The sequence below is a fragment of the Helicobacter bilis ATCC 51630 genome (assembly GCF_000686565.1).
Taxonomy (GTDB): domain Bacteria; phylum Campylobacterota; class Campylobacteria; order Campylobacterales; family Helicobacteraceae; genus Helicobacter_A; species Helicobacter_A bilis.
The window spans coordinates 20,446-41,257 of record NZ_JMKW01000022.1; the positions used below are offsets into that span (position 1 = coordinate 20,446).

The 20,812-nt window shown below is 34.5% G+C and carries 18 protein-coding genes and 1 pseudogene; 13 read left to right on the forward strand and 6 right to left on the reverse strand.

Going from position 1 to position 20,812, the window contains the following annotated elements; all coding sequences use genetic code 11:
- Positions 1-473: 473 nt before the first annotated feature.
- Positions 474-1,319, reverse strand: a complete 846-nt coding sequence (locus T368_RS0105575) for a viperin family antiviral radical SAM protein (protein WP_004087976.1) — start codon at positions 1,317-1,319, stop codon at positions 474-476.
- 58 nt (positions 1,320-1,377) lie between these two features.
- On the opposite strand from T368_RS0105575, the gene T368_RS17115 reads away from it, so the two are divergent.
- From T368_RS17115 to T368_RS0105615, 8 genes are all read left to right on the forward strand, one after another.
- Positions 1,378-1,506: a hypothetical protein gene (locus T368_RS17115; protein ID WP_275051007.1), complete on the forward strand. Its 129-nt coding sequence runs from the start codon at positions 1,378-1,380 to the stop codon at positions 1,504-1,506.
- Positions 1,496-2,419: a UDP-glucose 4-epimerase GalE gene (gene galE, locus T368_RS13370; RefSeq protein WP_238701906.1), complete on the forward strand. Its 924-nt coding sequence runs from the start codon at positions 1,496-1,498 to the stop codon at positions 2,417-2,419. The genes T368_RS17115 and galE overlap by 11 nt, the downstream gene beginning before the upstream one ends.
- 13 nt (positions 2,420-2,432) lie before the next feature.
- The gene (locus T368_RS0105590) at positions 2,433-2,894 is read left to right on the forward strand and encodes a GtrA family protein (protein WP_004087972.1); all 462 of its coding nucleotides are present in this window, start codon (positions 2,433-2,435) and stop codon (positions 2,892-2,894) included.
- Positions 2,891-4,504, forward strand: a complete 1,614-nt coding sequence (locus T368_RS16325) for an FAD-dependent oxidoreductase (RefSeq protein ID WP_004087970.1) — start codon at positions 2,891-2,893, stop codon at positions 4,502-4,504. The genes T368_RS0105590 and T368_RS16325 overlap by 4 nt, the downstream gene beginning before the upstream one ends.
- Positions 4,505-4,520: 16 nt before the next feature.
- Positions 4,521-4,667, forward strand: coding sequence for a hypothetical protein (locus T368_RS15420; protein WP_155116656.1), 147 nt, complete (start codon positions 4,521-4,523; stop codon positions 4,665-4,667).
- 25 nt (positions 4,668-4,692) lie between these two features.
- Complete coding sequence (locus T368_RS0105605; protein WP_004087968.1) at positions 4,693-5,967, forward strand: hypothetical protein; 1,275 nt, start codon at positions 4,693-4,695, stop codon at positions 5,965-5,967.
- A gap of 222 nt (positions 5,968-6,189) precedes the next feature.
- A complete protein-coding gene (purE, locus tag T368_RS0105610; protein ID WP_004087966.1) occupies positions 6,190-6,690 on the forward strand; it encodes a 5-(carboxyamino)imidazole ribonucleotide mutase in 501 nt (166 codons plus the stop codon).
- A 517-nt stretch (positions 6,691-7,207) separates the two neighbouring features.
- A complete protein-coding gene (locus T368_RS0105615) occupies positions 7,208-7,705 on the forward strand; it encodes a DUF3972 domain-containing protein (protein ID WP_027338353.1) in 498 nt (165 codons plus the stop codon).
- A 106-nt stretch (positions 7,706-7,811) separates the two neighbouring features.
- Here T368_RS0105615 and T368_RS15425 read toward each other — a convergent pair whose 3' ends face one another.
- Positions 7,812-7,985 (reverse strand): hypothetical protein, encoded by a 174-nt coding sequence (locus T368_RS15425; RefSeq protein WP_004087962.1) that lies wholly within the window; start codon positions 7,983-7,985, stop codon positions 7,812-7,814.
- 693 nt (positions 7,986-8,678) lie between these two features.
- Between T368_RS15425 and T368_RS14515 the strand changes: the two genes are divergently transcribed.
- Positions 8,679-9,362: a tetratricopeptide repeat protein gene (locus tag T368_RS14515; protein WP_004087961.1), complete on the forward strand. Its 684-nt coding sequence runs from the start codon at positions 8,679-8,681 to the stop codon at positions 9,360-9,362.
- A gap of 426 nt (positions 9,363-9,788) precedes the next feature.
- On the opposite strand, the gene T368_RS17120 is transcribed toward T368_RS14515, so the two are convergent.
- Both T368_RS17120 and T368_RS14520 read right to left on the reverse strand, forming a co-directional pair.
- The gene (locus tag T368_RS17120) at positions 9,789-11,387 is read right to left on the reverse strand and encodes a methyl-accepting chemotaxis protein (protein WP_138160952.1); all 1,599 of its coding nucleotides are present in this window, start codon (positions 11,385-11,387) and stop codon (positions 9,789-9,791) included.
- The gene (locus T368_RS14520) at positions 11,380-11,814 is read right to left on the reverse strand and encodes a hypothetical protein (protein ID WP_004087955.1); all 435 of its coding nucleotides are present in this window, start codon (positions 11,812-11,814) and stop codon (positions 11,380-11,382) included. The genes T368_RS17120 and T368_RS14520 overlap by 8 nt, the downstream gene beginning before the upstream one ends.
- Positions 11,815-13,086: 1,272 nt before the next feature.
- Here T368_RS14520 and T368_RS0105640 point away from each other — a divergent pair.
- The 4 genes from T368_RS0105640 to rpoD all read left to right on the forward strand — a co-directional run bounded on the left by T368_RS0105640 (position 13,087) and on the right by rpoD (position 17,937).
- Positions 13,087-13,644 (forward strand): hypothetical protein, encoded by a 558-nt coding sequence (locus T368_RS0105640; protein WP_004087952.1) that lies wholly within the window; start codon positions 13,087-13,089, stop codon positions 13,642-13,644.
- A gap of 29 nt (positions 13,645-13,673) precedes the next feature.
- Complete coding sequence (locus tag T368_RS0105645; RefSeq protein ID WP_004087950.1) at positions 13,674-14,315, forward strand: LysE family translocator; 642 nt, start codon at positions 13,674-13,676, stop codon at positions 14,313-14,315.
- A 178-nt stretch (positions 14,316-14,493) separates the two neighbouring features.
- Complete coding sequence (locus T368_RS0105650) at positions 14,494-15,927, forward strand: Do family serine endopeptidase (RefSeq protein WP_194146746.1); 1,434 nt, start codon at positions 14,494-14,496, stop codon at positions 15,925-15,927.
- 111 nt (positions 15,928-16,038) lie between these two features.
- Positions 16,039-17,937, forward strand: a complete 1,899-nt coding sequence (gene rpoD / locus T368_RS0105655) for an RNA polymerase sigma factor RpoD (RefSeq protein ID WP_027338354.1) — start codon at positions 16,039-16,041, stop codon at positions 17,935-17,937.
- Positions 17,938-18,309: 372 nt separating this feature from the next.
- Here the strand turns inward: rpoD and T368_RS0105665 are convergent, their stop codons facing one another.
- On the reverse strand, positions 18,310-19,803 hold the full coding sequence (locus tag T368_RS0105665) for a hypothetical protein (RefSeq protein WP_004087943.1): 1,494 nt from the start codon (positions 19,801-19,803) through the stop codon (positions 18,310-18,312).
- A 708-nt stretch (positions 19,804-20,511) separates the two neighbouring features.
- Positions 20,512-20,812: pseudogene (locus T368_RS15895) on the reverse strand (hypothetical protein); the annotation flags it as partial.

The following is a 20,812-nucleotide window of genomic DNA, read 5'->3' on the forward strand; positions in this document are numbered from 1 at the left end:
ATTTAACATAGAATTTAAAAAAGATGTTTCTTATTTACACTCTCAATATGACAAGATTATAGAATTTATCTTATTTAGATGGGCGTAGTCTCACAGGATGCAAAAGATGGTGGATTTTATTCACTTACATCCGCTCATTAAGGTTAAAAATCGAGTCTTTTTTACTTATCCTTTGCAATGCCATTGTGCTTGGTATATATCCTAACCCATTATTACTCATCTATCTCCTTTTTAAAATCAATAAGTTCTTTAAATAATCTATCAAAATTATTCTTACTTTCTTGTGAGAGTTTTTCTTTTAGATTCTCTGTGTTTTTAAATATGCTGAGATTAGAAATTTAGAATCTCATTTGATAATGCAAATAAAATAAGTGAGTAATAGGTTTAATAAAACTCCATTTTAATAAAACCAACCATTAGAATCTAAATAGATCTTATTGTGCTAGATTCTAATAATTTTCTTACATATTACACTAGATTACATCTTTTTTATATTTTATCATATCAACTTTTAGGTAATTTGCTATATCCTTATCAGCTAAGTCTAGTAAAATAGGGCTATATGTATAGCCCCTATTATTACCCTTTGTGTTTTGATAGAATCTCCCATAAGGGTCTATCATAATATATGAATTTGTCATTAGATCTTTATCTTCATCTGTTATACAGCTCTTTAAATGTTTATGCGTTCTTAAAAAATACTTATATTGTGTTTTATTGCAATAGTTTTTATCTGCATTAATGCTTAATGCTTGAAAAATTTTCCATTTATCTGGCTTTATAGATTCTATAAATTCACTCATATTTTCTTTATAGTTGTAGCGATTGACTACTGTATTAATCTTTATTTGCATATCTTTGTTTTTTGCCTTTAAAAAATTTATTGTATCTTTAAGATAAGCGGTATTATTGTTGTGTGTTTTACTGCATCGTCCTATGTGTTTATTTGTTTCTGTATTTATAGAATCAACGCTTATGCCAAACATTGTAAAAAGTGCTATATAACTTTCTATAAACTCTTTTGTAAGCAGTGAAGCATTTGTGATAATTGATATTTTAAAGCCTAGTTTATATGCTGATTCTACGATAAAGCCTAGATTTTTTGATAATAGCGGTTCGCCACCAGCAATATTTAGCCGCAAGAAATCTGTATCGTATATCGCGCCTATCGAGTTGTAGAGCTTTGTAAGCAGCGTTGTTATGTTTTCTTTATTCCTATGTATTTCCTGCATGTTGCATTTTGTATATTTTGCAAAGCAATAATGACATTTATAGTTGCACTGCTCTGTAATATGCCAATTTAGTGTGATTGTATCCATGTTATCTCCTTTGTTTTTAATGATTTATAGAATCTAGGGTTACAATCAACATATAATATTGAATATATGGATTCTAGATTCTATAAATTCTAAGATACAAGATTCTACGCTCAATTTTCTTACACAATTAGAGCAAAATTTTAACGGGGGGGGGGGGGGTAAATACACAGGATTCTATTCTCTATAACAATCTTAAATCTAACTTAAACTCAAATAATGATTTATCCCGCCAACTTCACACCGCCCACAAAAATACCACTTTTATCCACGCCGATTTAAGCGATAAAGCCACTCTAGATTCTATCTTTAGCACATATCAAATACAAGCAGTTATGCACTTTGCTGCCTTTGCCTATGTGGGTGAGAGTGTCAAAGACCCTAGCAAGTATTATTACAACAATGTCGCCAACTCGCTAAACCTCCTAGAATCTATGCGTAAGGCAAATGTCAAAAACATTATCTTTAGCTCCACTTGTGCCACTTATGGTAATCCCCTGCACCTACCCATCACAGAATCCCATCCGCAAAATCCCATAAATCCCTATGGCTACTCAAAGCTTGTGGTAGAAAATATGCTAAAAGACTTTAGCCACGCTTATGGGCTAGAGTATGTCATCTTGCGTTATTTTAACGCCGCTGGGGCGAGTATGCTTTTTGATATTGGTGAATCTCATAGCCCAGAGACGCATTTAATCCCACTTCTTTTACAGACTGCTTTGGGGCAGAGAGAAGTTCTTAGCATTTATGGCGATGACTATCCTACAAAAGATGGCTCTTGTATAAGGGATTATATCCATATAGATGACTTAGCAAACGCACATATTTTAGCCCTAAAGTATCTCTTAAATGGTGGAAAAAGCGAAGCCTTTAATCTTGGCAATGGCTTGGGATTTTCTATCTTTGAGCTGCTAGAGTGTGCTTCTAGGCTTTGTGGCAAACAAATCCCCTACACCATAGAATCTAGACGAGAGGGCGACCCTGCTGCGCTTATTGGCGATAGCACTAAGGCAAAGCAGATTCTAGGCTGGAAGGCACATTTTGCAGATATTGAGACAATCCTATCTTCAGCACTCAACTGGCATAGCAACCCACGCTATTAAATAAGGGAAGTTAATGCAGTTAATAAAGTATGTTTGTGTTGCTTTTCTAGCCCTATTTGTCAATCTCATCTCAAGGCATTTTCTAAGCTTTTATATAAGCTTTTCGAGCAGCGTGATTATCGCCTATATCTTAGGGCATTTTGTGAATTTCGCCTTGTCCGCAAGGTATATCTTTTCTCGCAATATAAGCTTAAGACTAGCCTTTATCCGCTTTAGTATTGTGGCTCTTTTTGGGCTACTTATTGCCTTATTTGTGAGTGTTGGGACACTTTGGCTTTTACAGAGTTTTTATACAACTTTGCAGGATTTTATACAATCTAGCCCCTTTTTAGCCCCACACAAAAGCTTCCTACTTCATCAAAAGCATTTAGAGTTTGTAGCCCACATTAGCGGTGTGGGTGTGGGCTTTATCTGCAACTATTTGGGGCATAAATATTTTAGTTTTATTAAATTTACAAGAAAGGATAATAAGTGAGACAAAATAAAAAAGTCTTAATCATCGGTGCAGGACCGGCTGGGCTTAGCGCGGCTAGAGTGCTAAGTGAAAATGGATATAGCGTAGAGATTTTTGAGTTAGATTCACAAGTTGGTGGAATGAGTAAAAGCATAGAGCTATTTTCACAGATTGTAGATATTGGACCGCATAGATTTTTTAGCAAGGATAAACGCTTAAATGACTTTTGGCATATCCACACAAATGGCGAGTATGAGAAAGTCTCACGACTTACTAGAATCTTTTATAACCGCAAGTTTTTTTACTATCCTTTGCGTGGCTTTGACGCACTTTTTAAACTAGGATTTTTAGAATCTGCCCTTTGTGTTTTTAGTTATATTAAAGCAAAAATCAGCCCTTTTAAAGGGGATAGCTTTGAATCGTGGGTGGCAAATGCCTTTGGCTATCGCTTGTATAGCATATTTTTTAAAAGCTACACAGAAAAGCTCTGGGGGATTAAATGCAGTGAGCTAGATGCGGATTTCGCCGCACAACGCATTAAAGGGCTTAATCTCTATGAAGCGATAAAGTCCGCATTCTTTGGCGGTGGGGGCAAAAAGCATAAGACTTTAGTTGATGAGTTTAGCTACCCCAAAAAGGGCTGTGGCGTGGTATATGAAAATATGAAGCAAGAGATTATCAAACGCGGCGGCGTGGTGCATTGTGGTGTGGAGGTGCTAGGCATTAAAACGCAGGGCAAAAAGGCGGTGGGTATTCACACAAACAAGGGCGAGTTTAGCGGGGATATTGTGATTTCAACCGCACCTTTTAGGGATATGGTGCTGTCGTTAGAAGAGCTAGATTCTAGTGTGAAAGAAATGGCAGGGGGGTTGAAATTTAGAAACACGATTTTGGTTTATGTAGAAGTAGGGGATTCTAGTGTGGATTGCCACGCCACTGCTTCCGCAGTGTCTCGCAATGACAGAAATTTGGATTCTAGCTTTTGTGCCCAAAACGCTCAAAGTTTAAACAAGTCGCAGGCGGAAGGATTTTGCGATGATTTTGGTGGCTTTCAAGGCGGGGGCGAAGGGATTTACCTAAGCGGTAATGAGCAAGCCCCCGCCGCAGAATCCGCCAAAAGCGCGCAAAAGCCAACGCTATTCAAAGATAATTGGATTTATGTGCATAGCAAGGACACTTCCACCGGCAGAATCACCAACTTTGCTAATTGGACCAAGGATTTGCAATGCGGAAAAGATTCTGCGATTTTATGCCTTGAGTATTGGGCAAATGATGATGAAGCCTTGTGGAATCTAGATGATAATGCCCTAAGTGAGATAGCAAAAAGGGATTTACTAGAATCTAAGCTTGTAGCAGACTCTAGCCTTATCAAAAACACCAGCGTGCTAAAAATCCACAAAAGCTACCCCGTGTATGAGCGGGGCTACAAAGACAATCTCCATAAAATCTACAAAGCCCTAGATAGCTTTAAAGACTTGTATTTCATCGGGCGAAATGGCAGCTTTAAGTATAACAATCAAGACCATAGCATTCTTATGGGGCTTATGTGTGCGGATAAGATTTTGGGCAGGGAGTGTGATTTGTGGCATATTAACACGGACTATGATTATCAAGAAGGAGGCAAAGCATAGGGCATAGGATTCGGCTTTGGGTAATCATAGCGGCGATTTAGCAAATTTTGGGGTAACCGCAGACCTTATGTCTAGCTCCACCCCAAAATTTGCTAAAAGCCCCACTAGCAACACCGCAATTCCTAGAATCCTAGAAGAAGAAAATAACGAGAAAATCAGCTAATAAGCAAAATACAAAGGAGCAAACAATGTTACACAATCTTTTTACACGATTTCTGCAGAGTGTGGATTCTATCGCACGAAATAGGGCATATATGCTACTTGGGGGCGTTTTTGTCCTACTTGTTACAAGTAGTATTTTCTACACAAAAGCAAATAGATTTGCCGATGTGGAGAGCCATATCCCAGCGACAATTTTAGCCCTGCAATATGGCTATGATTTGGAGGGATATGGGCTAAGCTTTGTTGGTGCTAAGGGCATAGAGGATACTTATGGCAATGGGACATTAAGAATCTTAAATGAGGGGATTGTCCCAGATTCTTTTGGTCATTACAGATCAACCATAGGCGTGCAGGGCTTTTTCTATGCGTGGCTATATCAAACCCTTAATCTCACAAGCTTTAAAGCTCTCTATTGGCTTAATGCCTTTTTGAGTGCAATGGCGTTACTTGTATGCTCAATTTTGCTAGGCAGAATTTTTGGCAGGGCGTTTGGGATTATCTTTTTTCTCTCGCTTTTTACAAGCGGTTGGGTGGCAAACTTTGGCGGAAGTCTTTACTTTAGTCTTACTTTTTGGATTCTCCCTGCAATTATTGCTTTTAGCTTATATAGAATGGTAGCAACACAAAACAAACTCTCTAAAACCACACTCACTCTATTTTGCCTAGCCTATATGTTTGCCATAGCCCTGCGTGCAAGTATGAGTTATGAGTTTCTTACAAGCATTATTCTGTTTTCTCTTAGTCCATTTATTGTAAGCTTTATCTATGGGGTGCTTACAGGCTCTCAAAGCCCCTTTCTTAGTATGTCAGCAAAAAGAGCTTTCAAATATGGCTTAGGGCTTTTTATCCTTGCTTGTGTGGGGTTTTTGCTTACCTTTATAATCCATACTTATATCCGCGGTGGTGGGGATTTATGGGCTGGACTTATGGATATTTATCACAATGACTTTTTACGCAGAATGACAGGTGGTAATCCTAAGGACTTTCACCCTGTCTATGCTGATTCGTTTAATGCAAGTGCATTAGAAGTGATAAAAATTTATCTCACAGCAAACACAAAGCTTCTTATTCTTCTTTGCTTAAGTATTTTTGTATGTTTTGTGGAATCTAATAAAAGTTACAGAAACTTCTATATCGCCTTGCTTATATGCTTTGCCCTACCTGCAATAAGCTGGTTTGTGCTTGGCAAATCGCATAGCTATATCCACAGACATTTTTGCTTTGTGTTATGGTATTTGGGCTCTTGGGCGAGTATTATCTATATCCCAATGCATTACTTTTATCGTAAGAAAATAGCATAATCTTTTCTTATTGGTTGAATATTGATATTGCATGTAGTAGCTGCCAACCCATAGAGACTAATTAAAAGTAGCTAAACATTCAGTAAACCTTTTGAAAATAAATCACAAAACAAGTTCTTAATGCGTGTTTGTTTATATAACGCATTCTAAATTTTACATTAAATTACACATACACACTTTTTTATAGTAAAATACAAGCGAATATTCTATGTGAGGTGTTGTATGCCATTTGTTGTGATTATTATGGGAAGTAAAAGTGATTGGAAGGTTATGCAGGAGTGCATTGCTATTTTAAAAAAGTTTGAAATCCCTTTTGAAGTGCATATATCTTCAGCTCATAGGACACCAGAGAGGACAAGAGAGATTGTGCTGACTTCAGAAAAACGCGGGGCGGCGGTATTTATCGGGGCGGCGGGCATGGCAGCACACTTAGCAGGCGCTATTGCAGCACACACGCTAAAGCCTGTTATAGCAGTGCCACTTGCAGGTGGTGTGCTTGATGGTTTAGATGCGCTTTTATCAAGTGTGCAAATGCCACAAGCAGTCCCTGTCGCTACTATGAGTGTAGGCAAGGCTGGGGCGATTAATGCTGCTTTTTTTACAGCACAGATTCTATCTCTTCTGCCACAATATCCAGATTTAGCACAGCTTCTTGTAAAAGAAAGAAAAGATCGTGCAAGTCAGCTAGAAAAAGATACACAAAGCATACAAAGTGAAATCTAAAAGCTTATAAAAAGGGAAAGTTATGGCAGAACAGGAGAAGTTGCAATTACAAGGCTTAAAGACAATACGAGAAATGCAAGAAAGCATTCAAAATGAGAGTATGCAAAATGGTAATACAACAAGCAATTCTCTCGTAAAAGATAGTGAGCAAGACACACTTCGTGCGTATGTGAAAGAAACGCAAAAAATCCTTGATGGCGATATGGGTACTGAGAGTAGCACTCCAGATCTATCTCATGCAAAGACCATTAAAGAGAGTATGCAAGACTATTTAGATGAAAGTGATACTACAAAACCGCAAAAAACAATACAAGATTCTAAACAAACAATAGCCCAAAGCACACTCAAAGATAACAAAGCCACCATAAATAGCCAAACTCAAGCTGCCACCCTGCAAGCAACAAAAACATTAGATTCTAACACGCCAGAAAAAGTAGAATCTCAAGGAAAATTAGATACTAAAGTAAAAACAGAAATTAAAGAAGAAATAGAATCTAAACAAGAAAAATATCAGCAAATAGTAAAAGCAAATGCAAACACAAAGCAAGAGACTTGGCTACTTTTAGATGAGTTTTTAAGGCTATCGGGTTTGGAGAAAGAGAAAGTAGCAGAGTTAATAAAAGATAAGACAATTAAGAGTAAGCAAGAAAATGGCAGAATCTATGTCGAAGCAAGCACAGGCACATCAGCCCTTATAAAAAAGGTGGAAAATCGCTTAGTTTCACTTGATATGAATGGCAACGCACTAGACCCCGTGTTTGTAGAGAAGACGATTGCTACTATTTTAGGCTTGCATGATAAGGTATTAAGCTCCAAAGATGAGACGATAGCAGCTTTTAAAAGTGAAAATAGCTTTCTAAAAGAAGCGCTTGTGTCTATGCAAGAAATCTATGATGATGATAAAAAGACCATAGAGATTCTAAGACAGCAACTACAAAAGACACAAGAAGAAGTGGAGTTTGTGAAACGAAAATACAAACTCATGTGGGGTAAAGTGAGTAATAGCACGACATGATGATTTGATATTCATGCCTATAAAATTATGGAATCTTAAAAAAGTAAAAATTATTCGTTCTAATTTATGTTAAAGGGTAAAACATATTTTAAATATAAAAGCTAAGTTATAGAATCTTAAAGGTAATTGATGGTTTATGAAGTTTTTTACATAGATTCCATGAATTTAAAAACATAAAATTTATAGCTTGTGGTCTAAAAACAAGTGTAGTATTACCCCTAAAAGTAGCATTCGCCCAAAATGTTTGTAGCTTTAATAGAATCTCTGAAAATGTCAGCATAAAAATCCCTGTTAAAAAATATCGCTTAAAAAAGTGTAGCATAGCAAAAGATTATGAAGTTTTAATGCTTTGTGTATTGAAACTACCCTATGAAATTATAGAGTGTGTTATAATTCCAAGCGCAAGGATAAATGTGTAAGGGTAAAGGAAAACTATGCGATTATACATTCTATTTTTATATCTATCTAGCAATCCACAAAAAACACTTAATCACAAACACATAAACACATAAACACATAAACACATAAACACATAAACACATAAACACATAAACACACAAACACACAAACACATAAACACACAAACACATAAAAGCCTTGTATAAAGGGTTTTTAAAACTTTATTAATGTGTGTATGTTCTCATATTGCAAATAAAAAATAAACTTAAAAAATACTCACTCTTTTATAATTCCGTCTCAACTTTTTGTTTTAAGCTAAAAAAGGTTATACAAAAGGTTATACAAATTTTTTTTACATATTAAAGTATGTTTTATGTGCTTAAAAGGCATATAAAACTACACAATAAAAGCTTATAAAATCCATTAAGTAGAGAATGCAAAAATTAAAGCATTATTTGCTTATGTAATTTTAATTTGTATCAAAGTATTAATTAATTTGTAACGCTTTAAAAATGATTTTGTATCAAGTGTTTTATATACTTTGTAATTTGCAAAAGCATTATTTGTATTTTTTATGCTTTTTTATCTATGCTATGCAAAAGATTCTAAAAATGAGTTAAGTGAGAGTGAGAGAAAAAATGCCATTGTAGCTTGTGCGAACTCGCATTTAGAATCTTGTGAAAAGCTTTTAAATGATAATCTACCAGACATACGCACCTGCAATGTCCGCACGGAATGTGAATTTAGCGGTTGGCTCTACATTCAAGTGCAAGAATACACACAATCACTCCCCTATCTCAAAAAAGCATGTGATAATAATCATAAAGAAGGTTGCGATAAACTAGGCTTTAGCTATCAGCGACTAAATAATTATAGAAAAGCAAAAAAATACTATAAAATCGCTTGTAATAAGGGCAGTATGAGTGGCTGCTATAATCTTGCTATGCTCTATTATGATGGTTTAGGTGTGAGACATAGTTATGAAATGGCAAATACACTTTTTGAAAAAATCTGTGATAACAGAGAGGGGCTTGGCTGTCTGCAACTTGGCATAGCCTATAAAGAGGGCTTAGGCGTGATACAAAATCAAGATAAGGCAAAAATGTATTTTGAAAAAGGGTGTTCTTTGAGTAATAATGAATCTTGCAATTTTCTTGATGAATATCAAGGTGATATGCGGGAAGAATATAATGAAGAAGAAGGTAGTAATAAAACCAAGAGTGATGAGAGTGTCGAATCTAAGCGTATTAAATCATAATTTTGTCATATTCGCAGGTAAATCAAAAGATTTGTTTGTGTAATTCTCTGAAAAAGGTGGGATGTCTTTTATGAAATCCCTATCAAAGTTCTTACACTAGACATGATAACTACTAGATTATGAATTCCATACTTGGCTGATGTATAAGTACACCATATTTTTTAAAGAATCTGTTAGCTTGAAGTGGGGTAAGTCGCCACATAAATTTTATTATCAAGTAAGCCATCCTTTAGTAGTTGACCTATCTTTTCATCTTTGTAATATCGGACAACTATGTTAAGTATATCTGTGGAAGGGGGATTGATATTTGGAATTCTTGGTGCAATGTTGGATATTTGTTCTTTAGCTTTTTTTGTAAGGTTTCTGCAACAGATTTATTCCCTCTATCTTTCTGCTTAATCTTGCATCTATAAAATTTACAACCCCTTAAAACTTCTTCTTATTCACATCTTCTAGAATCTGCATAGCAACAGAATCTACTGCAAAGCTTATCTCTTGTGAATGATTTGCAATGCTTACATTTTGCTGTGTAATGCTTTCTAATTGCGTTATGGTTTCATTGATCTGGCTGATACCTTGGGCTTGTTCTTTGATAGATTCTGCCATGTCATTTATGCTTTGAACGAGTATGTTTGTATTTGCTTCAATCTCGCCCAAAGATTTCTGCGTTCTCTCTGCTAGTTTTCTCACTTCATCAGCAACGACTGCAAAGCCCCTACCATGCTCTCCTGCTCTTGCTGCTTCTATTGCTGCGTTAAGTGCTAGTAAATTAGTCTGATCTGCTATATCTCTAATAATGCTTATTACATTTTTAATATCTTCGCTTTGCGTGATAACTTCGCCTGTTCTACTACTTACATTCTGCATTGATGAAGTGATTTGCTCTACTGCGGCGGCGGTTTGTTGTAAAGAGCTTGCTTGATGATTTGAGCTTTGTGAGAGTGTTTGCACCGATTCTTCTAAATCTTTTGATTTAGATTCTAACTCTTTTGCAAAGCCTTGACTTGTATGCAACATTTTTCGAATCTCTTCGCCCAAAGTGTTTGTAACGACTTCTACCCTACCACTTGCATTTTTCACCTCTGTTGTAAAGTCAAGCTGCGTAAAGCTGTCAAATACTCTTGTGATTTCATTTGCATCGCTACCAATTTTTTTCTCTAAATCATCTAGCATGTGGTTTAACACATTTTTTAATTCATTAAGCTGTGGATTATGCGGTGTTTCTGTAATACGCGCTGTGAAATCACCAGATTCTATAATCCTTGCTGTTTCCACTGACTGGGCTACGGCTTTGGAATCTTGGTCTAGTCCTAGCTTTGTTTTCTCAATATTCTCATTGATCGCTTTGGCCATTACACCTAATTCATCAGTGGAAGAAATATCAATGGTTTGTGTATTTTTACTCTCGTGATTCAAAAATGCAAAAAAGTTAATCAACCCTTTTTGAATCTTATCGATAGGGCGTAAGAAAAAGCTAACAAGTCCAAAAATGACTGCACTCGCAAGTAATGCAAAAAGTATCCCTATGCCCACTTGCACATATCCCTGCCTTTTGATAGGTGCTTCTATATCATCAAGTGTTTCAAAACTACACAAAGTATATAGTGAAGATGTTTTATCATGCGAAGTTTTACATTGTGCAAGTCTTGTAATGCCCTTATCTTTAATCTCAAATGCCTCAAAATCACCTGTCTTTGCAGACCATTGTGCTACTTCATCAAATATCGCATTCTTCTTCATAATGATTTCTGTATCAGTCGCAAGATATGGGATATTTTTATCATCAAGCACAAAGATGGTGCTATCGTTTTTCTCATGCAAAAAGGTAAAGTAATCCTGCAAAGTAGATAATAAAATATCGACACCAACGACTGCTACAACCTTACCATTTTTGACAACCGGATAGGCATAGCTCATATTTGGTTTGCCAGTTACAGAATCTTCATATACTTCAGTTTGATAAAGACCATTTTTCGCAACTGCCCCGATATACCAAGGACGCTGCGTGGCATTGTAATTAGGCATTGTAATTATTTGTATATTTACCCCCACGCATTCCGTATGGCAAACCTTGCTTATCAGTCCCCTCTTCAGATTCTACAATAGCTCCACTAGGAAAACCTACATAAGAATTTAGTGCACCAGTTGATTGTCTATGTGTTTGCAAGAAAGCACCAATCGCCCTTATAGCAACATCCTCATCTTCAAACATGCTTGATGGTAAAGACTTAATAGAATTTGCCAGACCCTCTAGAGCGGTAGAATACTTTTGATTAGAATCTTGCAAGATCAAATCTACAATACGCAATTCATTTGCTTGTGATGATATTGTGTGTTCCATAGATTTGCTTTTTTGCATAGCCATAGTAATTATGCTTAAAGTAATAATGCCAAACATAATAACCGCTACTGCAATGAGTGCAACTTTTGTCTTAATGCTCATCTGCCTCATAGGTTCTCCCTTATTTAAGAATCTCATGCTACATACTACAAGATAATGAAAAATTCCACACTACATTCTACACTGCCTTGTGTAGTGAATGTTAATTTAATGTAAAGTAAATTTGACATACGCGGAAATTATTACACATAAATAATTAAAATTATGTTTATCTCATTAAAAAAATTTATATTTGAATATATTGTTATTTTTTAGTGTTACATTTTTATACTTTTTTGTTTATTAAAGTATGTCATGTGTGCTAACAGGCACATAAAATACATAATCAATTTTTTAAATATTATTAAGTAAAGAATGCAAAGTATAAGGCATTATTTGCTTATGTAATTTTAATTTGTATCAAAATACTCACAAGTTTAGTGCTTTAAAAATAATTTTATACCAAATATCATAGACGCTTTGTGTTTTGCATAAGCATTATTTATATTTGTAACAACACGCATAAACAATGTTGTTATGTAAAGGCTCTTAGTATGCAAATTAAGCAAGGTTGTAAGGACTATTGGCTATAATAGTATAATGTTATTTTGTGTTATAGCTAGGGTTAAGTGTTTTCAAATGTTTATTTGATTGATTTTATTAATAAGGTTTTAATTATGGAGTTAAACACAGATAACAACACGAAAAATAAAACAAATAAGACAAAAGGCAAGGTCAGCAATAAGCAATAGTAACATAAATCTATCATTATTATCAACAAGATTCAACATATACATGTCACCACTATTTGTTGTTATGTCCTTTGTATCTAAGTAGTGCTTTAATTGAGTATGTAGCTTATATTGATAGTGTAAGTCATATCTATATAAAGTATAGTATTACAAGACAAGTATTCTGTAAATACAAAAACAAGCTTTCTAATTTTCATAATATAGACTAGATATAAAGCACGAATAATAATAAAAAGAATTATAACAGAGTAAGCAACTTGTTAAAATTTCCTTAAAGTAGGGCTTTGTAGATGGTGACGGATTCGATAATTGCACTACCATTTCTCACTTTTACCAAGTATGTATTACAACTTTGACTTCACACATTACAAATAGCCTTATGTCTTACTTTCCGTATTTTCACACTTAAGTTTGACTGATATATTGGTGGCGAGATTCTAATTATTGCAGAAATTTAAATATTTTTGTGATGGACAAGTCTATATGAGATTTACGCAAAATTAGATTCTCATAGCTACACCCATGTTGCAATCGTTCATTGTGGAATCTTAATTGCTTAAGCATGATTGATTTTTAATAAGGATATTATTTTATGCTGCGATATATTGCATTATTTGGTATGATGATGTCTGCATTTGTATTAGCAGATACTTTTTTAGATGAAGATAGCCAGTCGTTTCAAAAGAGTAAAGATGATCCTAGTATGCTTGTCTTTGTAACCTCTCATGTTATACCCATTACTCCAGAGTTTGTGCAAAATACGCCTTATGGACGCATGATAGCTATTCCACAAGAAGCATTAAATCCGCAAAACAACACAAATATAGTAGCAAAAGGCATGTATAATCATGGCAACTACACGATCTTTCGCTCCGATAACAACAACATTACTTTCTATCGTCATACACGCAATACGACAAGGCAATATACGCGTATGGCACCAAACATTTATAAGGTAACGCATTTTGCGGGGAGTTTTTATAAAGTTGAGCCTATGCCACCAAGAATAACGGCTTGTTCTCTCATCATTTCACGCACTTTTGAAGCACAAAAGACTTCAAGTCCGCAAGTTTTACTTGACTTAAATAATGTCCCAAATCAAGGTGTAGCAGATATTTTGCTTGAGTGTCCAAAGCCACCTGAATATTAGTTATCCATAAGATTCTAAGGTTATAATGTATGAGCTTATTAACACTTTTTTTATTCGCGTTTGTTGGAGCGATTACGCCCGGACCAGATATCTTGCTTGTCATGCGTAATACTCTGCTATTTGGCTTTATGCAAGGCGTAAAGATTCTAAGCGGTATTGCTAGTGGGTGGATTGTCTATTTAGCTGTGTTGTATTTTGGGTTTGGCTATCTTTTTAATGGCAAAATAGCACAGATTACATTAAGCACTCTTGGGGCAATTTATCTAGCCTATATCGCCTTTATGCTTTTTAAAAAGAGTGCAACACATATTGATATTCCAGATTCTAATTTACAAAATAATAACTCGCAAGTCTCCCAAAATTCTAATACCTTAAAGGATAAACCAGACACTTATCTTAAAGCCTTAATCATTAATCTATCAAATCCAAAGGCAATTTTATTTTTTAGCGTCATTGTTGCCCCATTTATAGAATCTAGTCCGCTTATAAGTCTATCTGTGCTATTTTGTGGTTTAAGTAGTGCGTTTTTTTCTGTTATTTTACTTGCCACTTTTTTTAGGAATCTAATTTGCGATAGGGTTTTTCATATTATCGATAAGATTTGTTCTATCCTTTTTGCTTGTTTTTCTATCTTACTACTTTATTATGCGTATGATATTTTTATGTCGTGATGTATTTAAGATTCTAAGAGTTGGCAAGGCATTTAAAATGTATAAGAAAATGCGATATTTATGTCGTTTATTTTGTTGTTTAAAAAATTTTTATGAAAACATATTAGAATCTTTGCATGTTTATTTAAGATATTATCTTAAGGAGTTTAGAAATATGAAAAAAACAAGTCGTTATACATTGGTAAAAATGCTTGCGATAATGCCACTAAGTCTTTGTTTAAGTCATGGGCTTGATGTAGCGGTTGCCCCCTCTTTCACTCGATCTACACCTTCTAGCAACGCAAATGTTGTCTTCTCTTACCACGAAGCGATTAAAAATGCTACAAAGGCTGTTGTAAATATTACGACTGAAAGGAAGGTTGGCGGTGGTAATTCCCCTTTTAATGATCCATTTTTTCAGCAGTTTTTTGGCGATATGGTGCCACAAGATAGACTTCAAGGCGGTATTGGCTCTGGTGTTATCATTGCAAGTAATGGTTATATTGTAACAAATAGCCATGTGATTAAAGGTGCAGATAGGATTCATGTAACGCTACCCGGTGATACAAAGAAATACCCCGCAAAGCTTATTGGCGAAGATTCTCAAAGTGATATAGCTGTGATAAAAATCGAGAGAAATAATTTACCGATACTCCCTTTTGCTGAAAGTAGTCGCTATGCTGTTGGCGATGTGGTATTTGCGATTGGTAATCCCTTTGGTGTGGGTGAGAGTGTAACACAAGGTATCATTTCTGCGTTAAATAAGAATGGCTTTGGGATTAGTAATTATGAAAACTTCATTCAAACCGATGCGAGTATTAATCCGGGAAATTCTGGTGGAGCTTTGATTGATAGTAGAGGTGCATTTATCGGTATGAATACTGCCATTATCTCACGCACTGGTGGGAATCATGGCATTGGCTTTGCTATCCCTTCTGAAATGGTAAAAAGTGTAGCTACCGAACTCATTAAAAGCGGTAAGGTTAGGCGTGGCTTTCTTGGTGTAAGCATTAAAGATTTAGATTCTGATATTGCAAGCACTTATGGCGATGCACAAGGGGCATTAGTCGTTGGCATGCAGGCAAATTCACCCGCACAAAAAGCGGGATTAGCTGTATGGGATTTAATCACTGCGGTAAATGGTAAACCGATCAAAAGTGCAGCTGAATTGCGGAATCTAATCGGGTCTATACCACCAAATCAAAGCATTACACTCACGCTTTTAAGAAACAATATGAAGGGCGATAAAGCAAGCCTTGAAACAAAGCAAATAAAGCTAGTCCTTGCAGAGCAACCTCAAAGTAGCACAACGATAAATCAGCCAAGTAAAGTAGCACCAAGTGGTGGCAGTGCCTTTGATGGATTAAGCATTGATAATCTAACAGGACAAATGCGGCAAGTCTATCGTGTGCCAAATGATATTAATGGAGCGCTTGTGAGTAATGTAATGCAAAACTCAAAGGCACAAGAGTTAGGATTCCAAAAGGGTGATGTTATCTCACAAGTAGAAAATATGCCTATCAAAAATGTAGCAGACTTTCAAAACGCATTGCAGGCATATAATGGCAAACCAAAGAGAATTTTAATCTATAATATCGTGAATAATGAAGTGAAAACCATTGTAGCGCAATAATAGAATCTATCTTTTTTTGCAATATGGCATAAAATAAGTGCATTTTATTAATATTTTATTTTTGTTCTGTCGATATAATGACTGATTCTAATCGCTTAGTAAGGAGTGAGTATGGCAGTGAGCAAATTAAATGAGAATAAACTCAATGAGAATCTGGAGCAATTATTTAAAAGCACAAAAGAAGATTGTATTTCTTATGAGATGATCGCACAAACCATTGATACAGAACCCACAATGGCAATCTTACAAAAGATAAAAACACTTTGTAAAACCCATAAAAAGCAGCTTATTAGCTCATCTGAAATGGCAAAGAACCTAAACGAGCAGGATAAGATTCAAGCAGATCTTATAAAGCAAAAAAATATGGAAGAATCTTTAAGTGAAGAGTTTGACTTTCAGCGAGAAAGAGAGCTGCTTGAATGGAGTAGAAGCGATAGTCCTGTGCGTATGTATCTGCGAGAAATGGGGCAGATTCCATTACTAAGCAAAGAAGAAGAGATAAATCTAAGCAAGGACATGGAAAAAGGTGAAGATATTATCATTGATGCGATATGTTCTGTGCCTTATTTAATCGATTTTATTTATGATTATAAAGATGCTTTGATTAATCGAGAAAGACGAGTAAAAGAGCTTTTCAAAAGCTTTGATGATCCACAAAGCGATGATGATTCTGATGATATTGAGTTTGATAGCTCTGAAGAAGAGTTTGATGAAGAGAATAAACCAAAAGCAAGAAAAAATACGAAAGCTGATGAAGCACGCATTGAAAAAGTGCTTGAAAGTTTTCAAGCCCTAAATGATGCAAAAAACGACTGGCTAAAGATTTTGCAAGAAGATAGTGAGTATGAAAGCAAAGGGCTTGTAAGAAAAGGTGATGATGAATTACTACATACGCTTATACTCGCCCATAAGAAACACATATTAAAGCAAAGGTTGCTTAGCTTAGGACCTACAAGTAAGCTTATTAATGAGCTTACAAAAGCTATGGAAAATAGCTTGAAAAATGATGATGGATTTGATAGAGAGCTAAAAAGATTAGAGTATAGACTAAATCTTTTTAATGATACATTGCGACAAAATCATCAAGAGCTTTTAAAAAATATTGCTAATATGACAAGGGAAGAGATTGTAGCGCAAGTCCCAGAAAATACAATGGTTGCAACCTATGTAGAGATACAAAAACTCTATCGCACAAGGGAAGCAAGTAAGAGTGGATTTAATCTTGAGCCAGAAAAACTAAAAGAGATTCTAGAGCAAATTAAGCGGGGCAAAAGGATTTCAGATACCGCTAAGACAAAGATGAGTAGAAGTAATCTGCGGCTTGTTGTAAGTATCGCTAAGCGTTATACCAATCGGGGTTTGCCATTCCTAGATTTGATACAAGAGGGCAATATCGGGCTTATGAAGGCAGTCGATAAGTTTGAATATCGTAAGCAATACAAGTTTTCAACCTATGCGACATGGTGGATAAAACAAGCAATTAGTCGTGCCATAGCCGATCAAGTGCGCACTATAAGGATTCCAATCCACATGATTGATACTATCAATAAGATTAAGAATCTTATGCGAAAACACGCACAAGAAAAAGGCGAAGAACTTGATGTAGAATCTATTGCAAATCAAGTTGGCTTAAGTGTAGATAAAGTTAAAAATGTAATCAAAATCACAAAAGAGCCAATAAGCCTTGAAGCACCGATAGGCAATGATGATGATGGTAAATTTGGAGATTTTGTAGAAGATAAAAGCACGATGAGTTCCATGGATATTATGCTAAAAGAAGATTTAAGAGAGCAAATTGATAATGTATTAGACCAGCTTAATGAGCGAGAAAAAGCGGTGATTAAAATGCGTTTTGGCTTACTTGAAGATGAAAGTGATAGGACACTAGAAGAAATCGGCAAAGCGCTAAATGTTACACGAGAGCGTGTAAGACAGATAGAATCAAGTGCAATTAAAAAGCTTAAACATCCAAGGATAGGCAGACAATTACGACAATATCTTGGCGGATAAGGAAAGTTTTATCACATTTGAAGACTAGAAAATAACATTAGAGTGAGAATTTAGAATCTTTTGGCAAAACATAAGAAACTAACCGCATCTATTTATATTGATTACATTATACTCAGTTTGTTAAAAGCCTTTGCAAGTCTTAAGCATTGTTTGCAAGTGTAGATTTATAGTTTTGGATTGTTTGTAAGTGTATTAATGTTTATGTTTTGTATTGCATTGCAATTACTTTATAAGCCTTTGCAAGTATATTATTGCTTTGATTAGTTAGCATTGTTTGCATACTAAGAGCCAAACATAAAAGCATATAAATACATTTAAGCATACACTAGCACACAATAAACCCTTAAAAGTCTATTATTGCATTATTAGCATTTAATGCCTTATTGTGTTCATAATCATTAAAGCATTATCCAATAAGCCAGTATTACTGCTTGTAGCCTTAGTTTCTTTTACACTCCAACCCGTTTTATCGTCATATTCATGCTTATGGGTAAATTCGATTCGCATTTGTTCTGCTTCTTGTAATTCTTTTTTGTATTTGTCAATATTATTGTTATATTCATTTATTGCTTCTTTGTTATTAGGATTATATTTAATAGCATTTCCAAGCCTTGTTTGATTTTCACTTAAAAAGCTCTCATTAGCGTTTATCTTGTCTTGTATAGCTTTGTATTTATCTTGTAATTCACTATGTTTAGTAGCATTATCTGTTTGATCAGTTATACCAACCTTTGCTAATAAATCATTTATACTATTTTTAGTTTCTTTTAAACTACCACTTATGCTATTAATTCCACTTGATATCGTGTTATATATACCGCTTGCTTGTTGTATTAAAGCAGGTATGTTATTAATTGTTTCTTTTATGGAATTTTGATCAATATTAGCACCTAGCCATAAATCAGCCCCTTTTAACATACCTTGATATGTAGTATCATTCCTTAAATCATTGAAACCGCCACCAATGCCTTTAATTGCATTAGTTAAGCCTTTATTGACTCCACTAACAGAATCTACAAAAAAGGCCTCCATTTGATGTTGTGCTTTTTGGAACTCTTTACCAATTTGCGTAATCTCATTAATATTTTTGCTACTTGCTACATCTTGCAAAGCATCATTAAAAGCTTTACTAACATTAGGTAATTCACTACTTAAAGCCCTTAATTGATTTACATTTAATCCCCCGCTTAAATTCTGTATAGCTTCATGGAATATATCATTATATAAATCATCAAACATACTATTTTTTGATTTATCTAGTAATGTTTGTAATTGTGTCTGCCAATCCATTTTGACCCATTCATTTTGATTTATTCCAAGTTGTGCTAAATCTTTGCTAGTGTTTATGCTTGTTTTATTGTCTTGTATATGTGCTATTATGTTATATAAATCATCTTTATTTCCAGTGATTGATTCACTCATATTTTGCACGGCTTGTAAGCTTCTACCTCCGAAGTTTTTAATACCAGTTGCTTTTGCTTTGTGTTGATTATTTATATAACTTTTACCAAAATTAGCAATCCCAGCCCCCATTGCAGCAATGCTACCAATTCCTGCCATACTTACAAATGAGACCATTTTCATTTTACTATATATCGTATCTAAATGTTTTTTAGTGTGTTGTAACTTAATATTAAATTTATTAAGACTTTTATGTGCTTTATCAAAGTTTAGCATGTGTGCTTCCAATGCCATACTTTTAACACTAGATTCTGCTTCTTTAAGGCTTTTAATAACACCTTTTATTAGCATTTTAGTAGAGTTACTGCCTTTTTCAAACTTGCCTAACTCTTTATTCATACTGCGTAAAGCTTGTAACCCTTTGTTAATGTTTGCTAATTGTTTTTCAAATACTACACTTGCCATTTTAAATCCTTTGTTTGATTTATATTATGTGTTATTATAGCTTATTACGTATTCTAATGCTTTTAAAGAATAAAAGCTTTAAAAGTGTCTGTGATTTTTTTCATTATTTCATTATATATTAAAGACTATATAAAGTTGCAAAAAGCACATTAAGCAAGTATATTAAAGAAAATAATGTAAGAATTAATGAACGAGCAACACAAGCGGTAAATGCCTTAAATAAGGGATTTTCAACACTTGAAAAAATAATTAATGAACGGGATTTAAAAATTAACGAACAGTTGCAAAATACACAAAATAAAGGCTTAATTGATACACAAAATATTAACACTGTTTTATATTACCTTGCTTTAATGCTTTGCTTTGTGTTATTGTGTGTGTAGCTTTATGTTAAATAGTGTAGATTTATAGTTTTGTATTGTTTTGCAAGTGTGTTATGTTTATGCCTTGTATTGCATTGCAATTACTTTATAAGCCTTTGCATATATAGCTTTATATTGCTTTGCTTAGCATGTGTAACTAATTGCTTTATTTGTTTTGCTTAGTTAGATTTGTTTGCATACTAAGAGCCGAGCATAAAAGTATATGTAAGCCTTTGCATGTGTTAATCTTTAAGTATTGCATACTAGCATACACATTACATAAGCACATAAAAGCACATAAAAGCATATAAATACATTTAAGCATACACTAGCACACAATAAACCCTTAAAAGTCTATTATTACATCATTAGCATTTAATGCCTTATTGTTAGCTTTGTCTTGTGATGTTTCACTACTTAACAATAAATCATTACCTGCATTACTATCATTAAGTATTAATTCTGTTTCTAATGCTTTAATCTCATTATTTACTTGTATTAATTCTTTATCCCCTGCAATACTAGCAAAAAAGCCATTATCCAAGTTATCATTATCAGTGCTTGAAATTTCATTAAACACATCATTTTTTGCTAACTTGTCTATATTATTACTTAATTTATCATGCCTTTTAGTATTAAGTAAGTTT

Bases quoted from the DNA above. Each gene is read 5' to 3' on its own strand.
- T368_RS0105590 (WP_004087972.1), top strand. From the start codon at position 2,433: ATGCAGTTAATAAAGTATGTTTGTGTTGCTTTTCTAGCCCTATTTGTC.
- rpoD (WP_027338354.1), top strand. From the start codon at position 16,039: ATGGCAGTGAGCAAATTAAATGAGAATAAACTCAATGAGAATCTGGAG.
- T368_RS0105640 (WP_004087952.1), top strand. From the start codon at position 13,087: ATGCTGCGATATATTGCATTATTTGGTATGATGATGTCTGCATTTGTA.
- T368_RS0105645 (WP_004087950.1), top strand. From the start codon at position 13,674: ATGAGCTTATTAACACTTTTTTTATTCGCGTTTGTTGGAGCGATTACG.
- purE (WP_004087966.1), top strand. From the start codon at position 6,190: ATGCCATTTGTTGTGATTATTATGGGAAGTAAAAGTGATTGGAAGGTT.
- T368_RS0105605 (WP_004087968.1), top strand. From the start codon at position 4,693: ATGTTACACAATCTTTTTACACGATTTCTGCAGAGTGTGGATTCTATC.
- T368_RS0105665 (WP_004087943.1), bottom strand. From the start codon at position 19,803: ATGGCAAGTGTAGTATTTGAAAAACAATTAGCAAACATTAACAAAGGG.
- T368_RS15425 (WP_004087962.1), bottom strand. From the start codon at position 7,985: ATGCTGACATTTTCAGAGATTCTATTAAAGCTACAAACATTTTGGGCG.
- T368_RS17120 (WP_138160952.1), bottom strand. From the start codon at position 11,387: ATGCCTAATTACAATGCCACGCAGCGTCCTTGGTATATCGGGGCAGTT.
- T368_RS0105575 (WP_004087976.1), bottom strand. From the start codon at position 1,319: ATGGATACAATCACACTAAATTGGCATATTACAGAGCAGTGCAACTAT.
- T368_RS14515 (WP_004087961.1), top strand. From the start codon at position 8,679: ATGCTTTTTTATCTATGCTATGCAAAAGATTCTAAAAATGAGTTAAGT.
- T368_RS14520 (WP_004087955.1), bottom strand. From the start codon at position 11,814: ATGAGGCAGATGAGCATTAAGACAAAAGTTGCACTCATTGCAGTAGCG.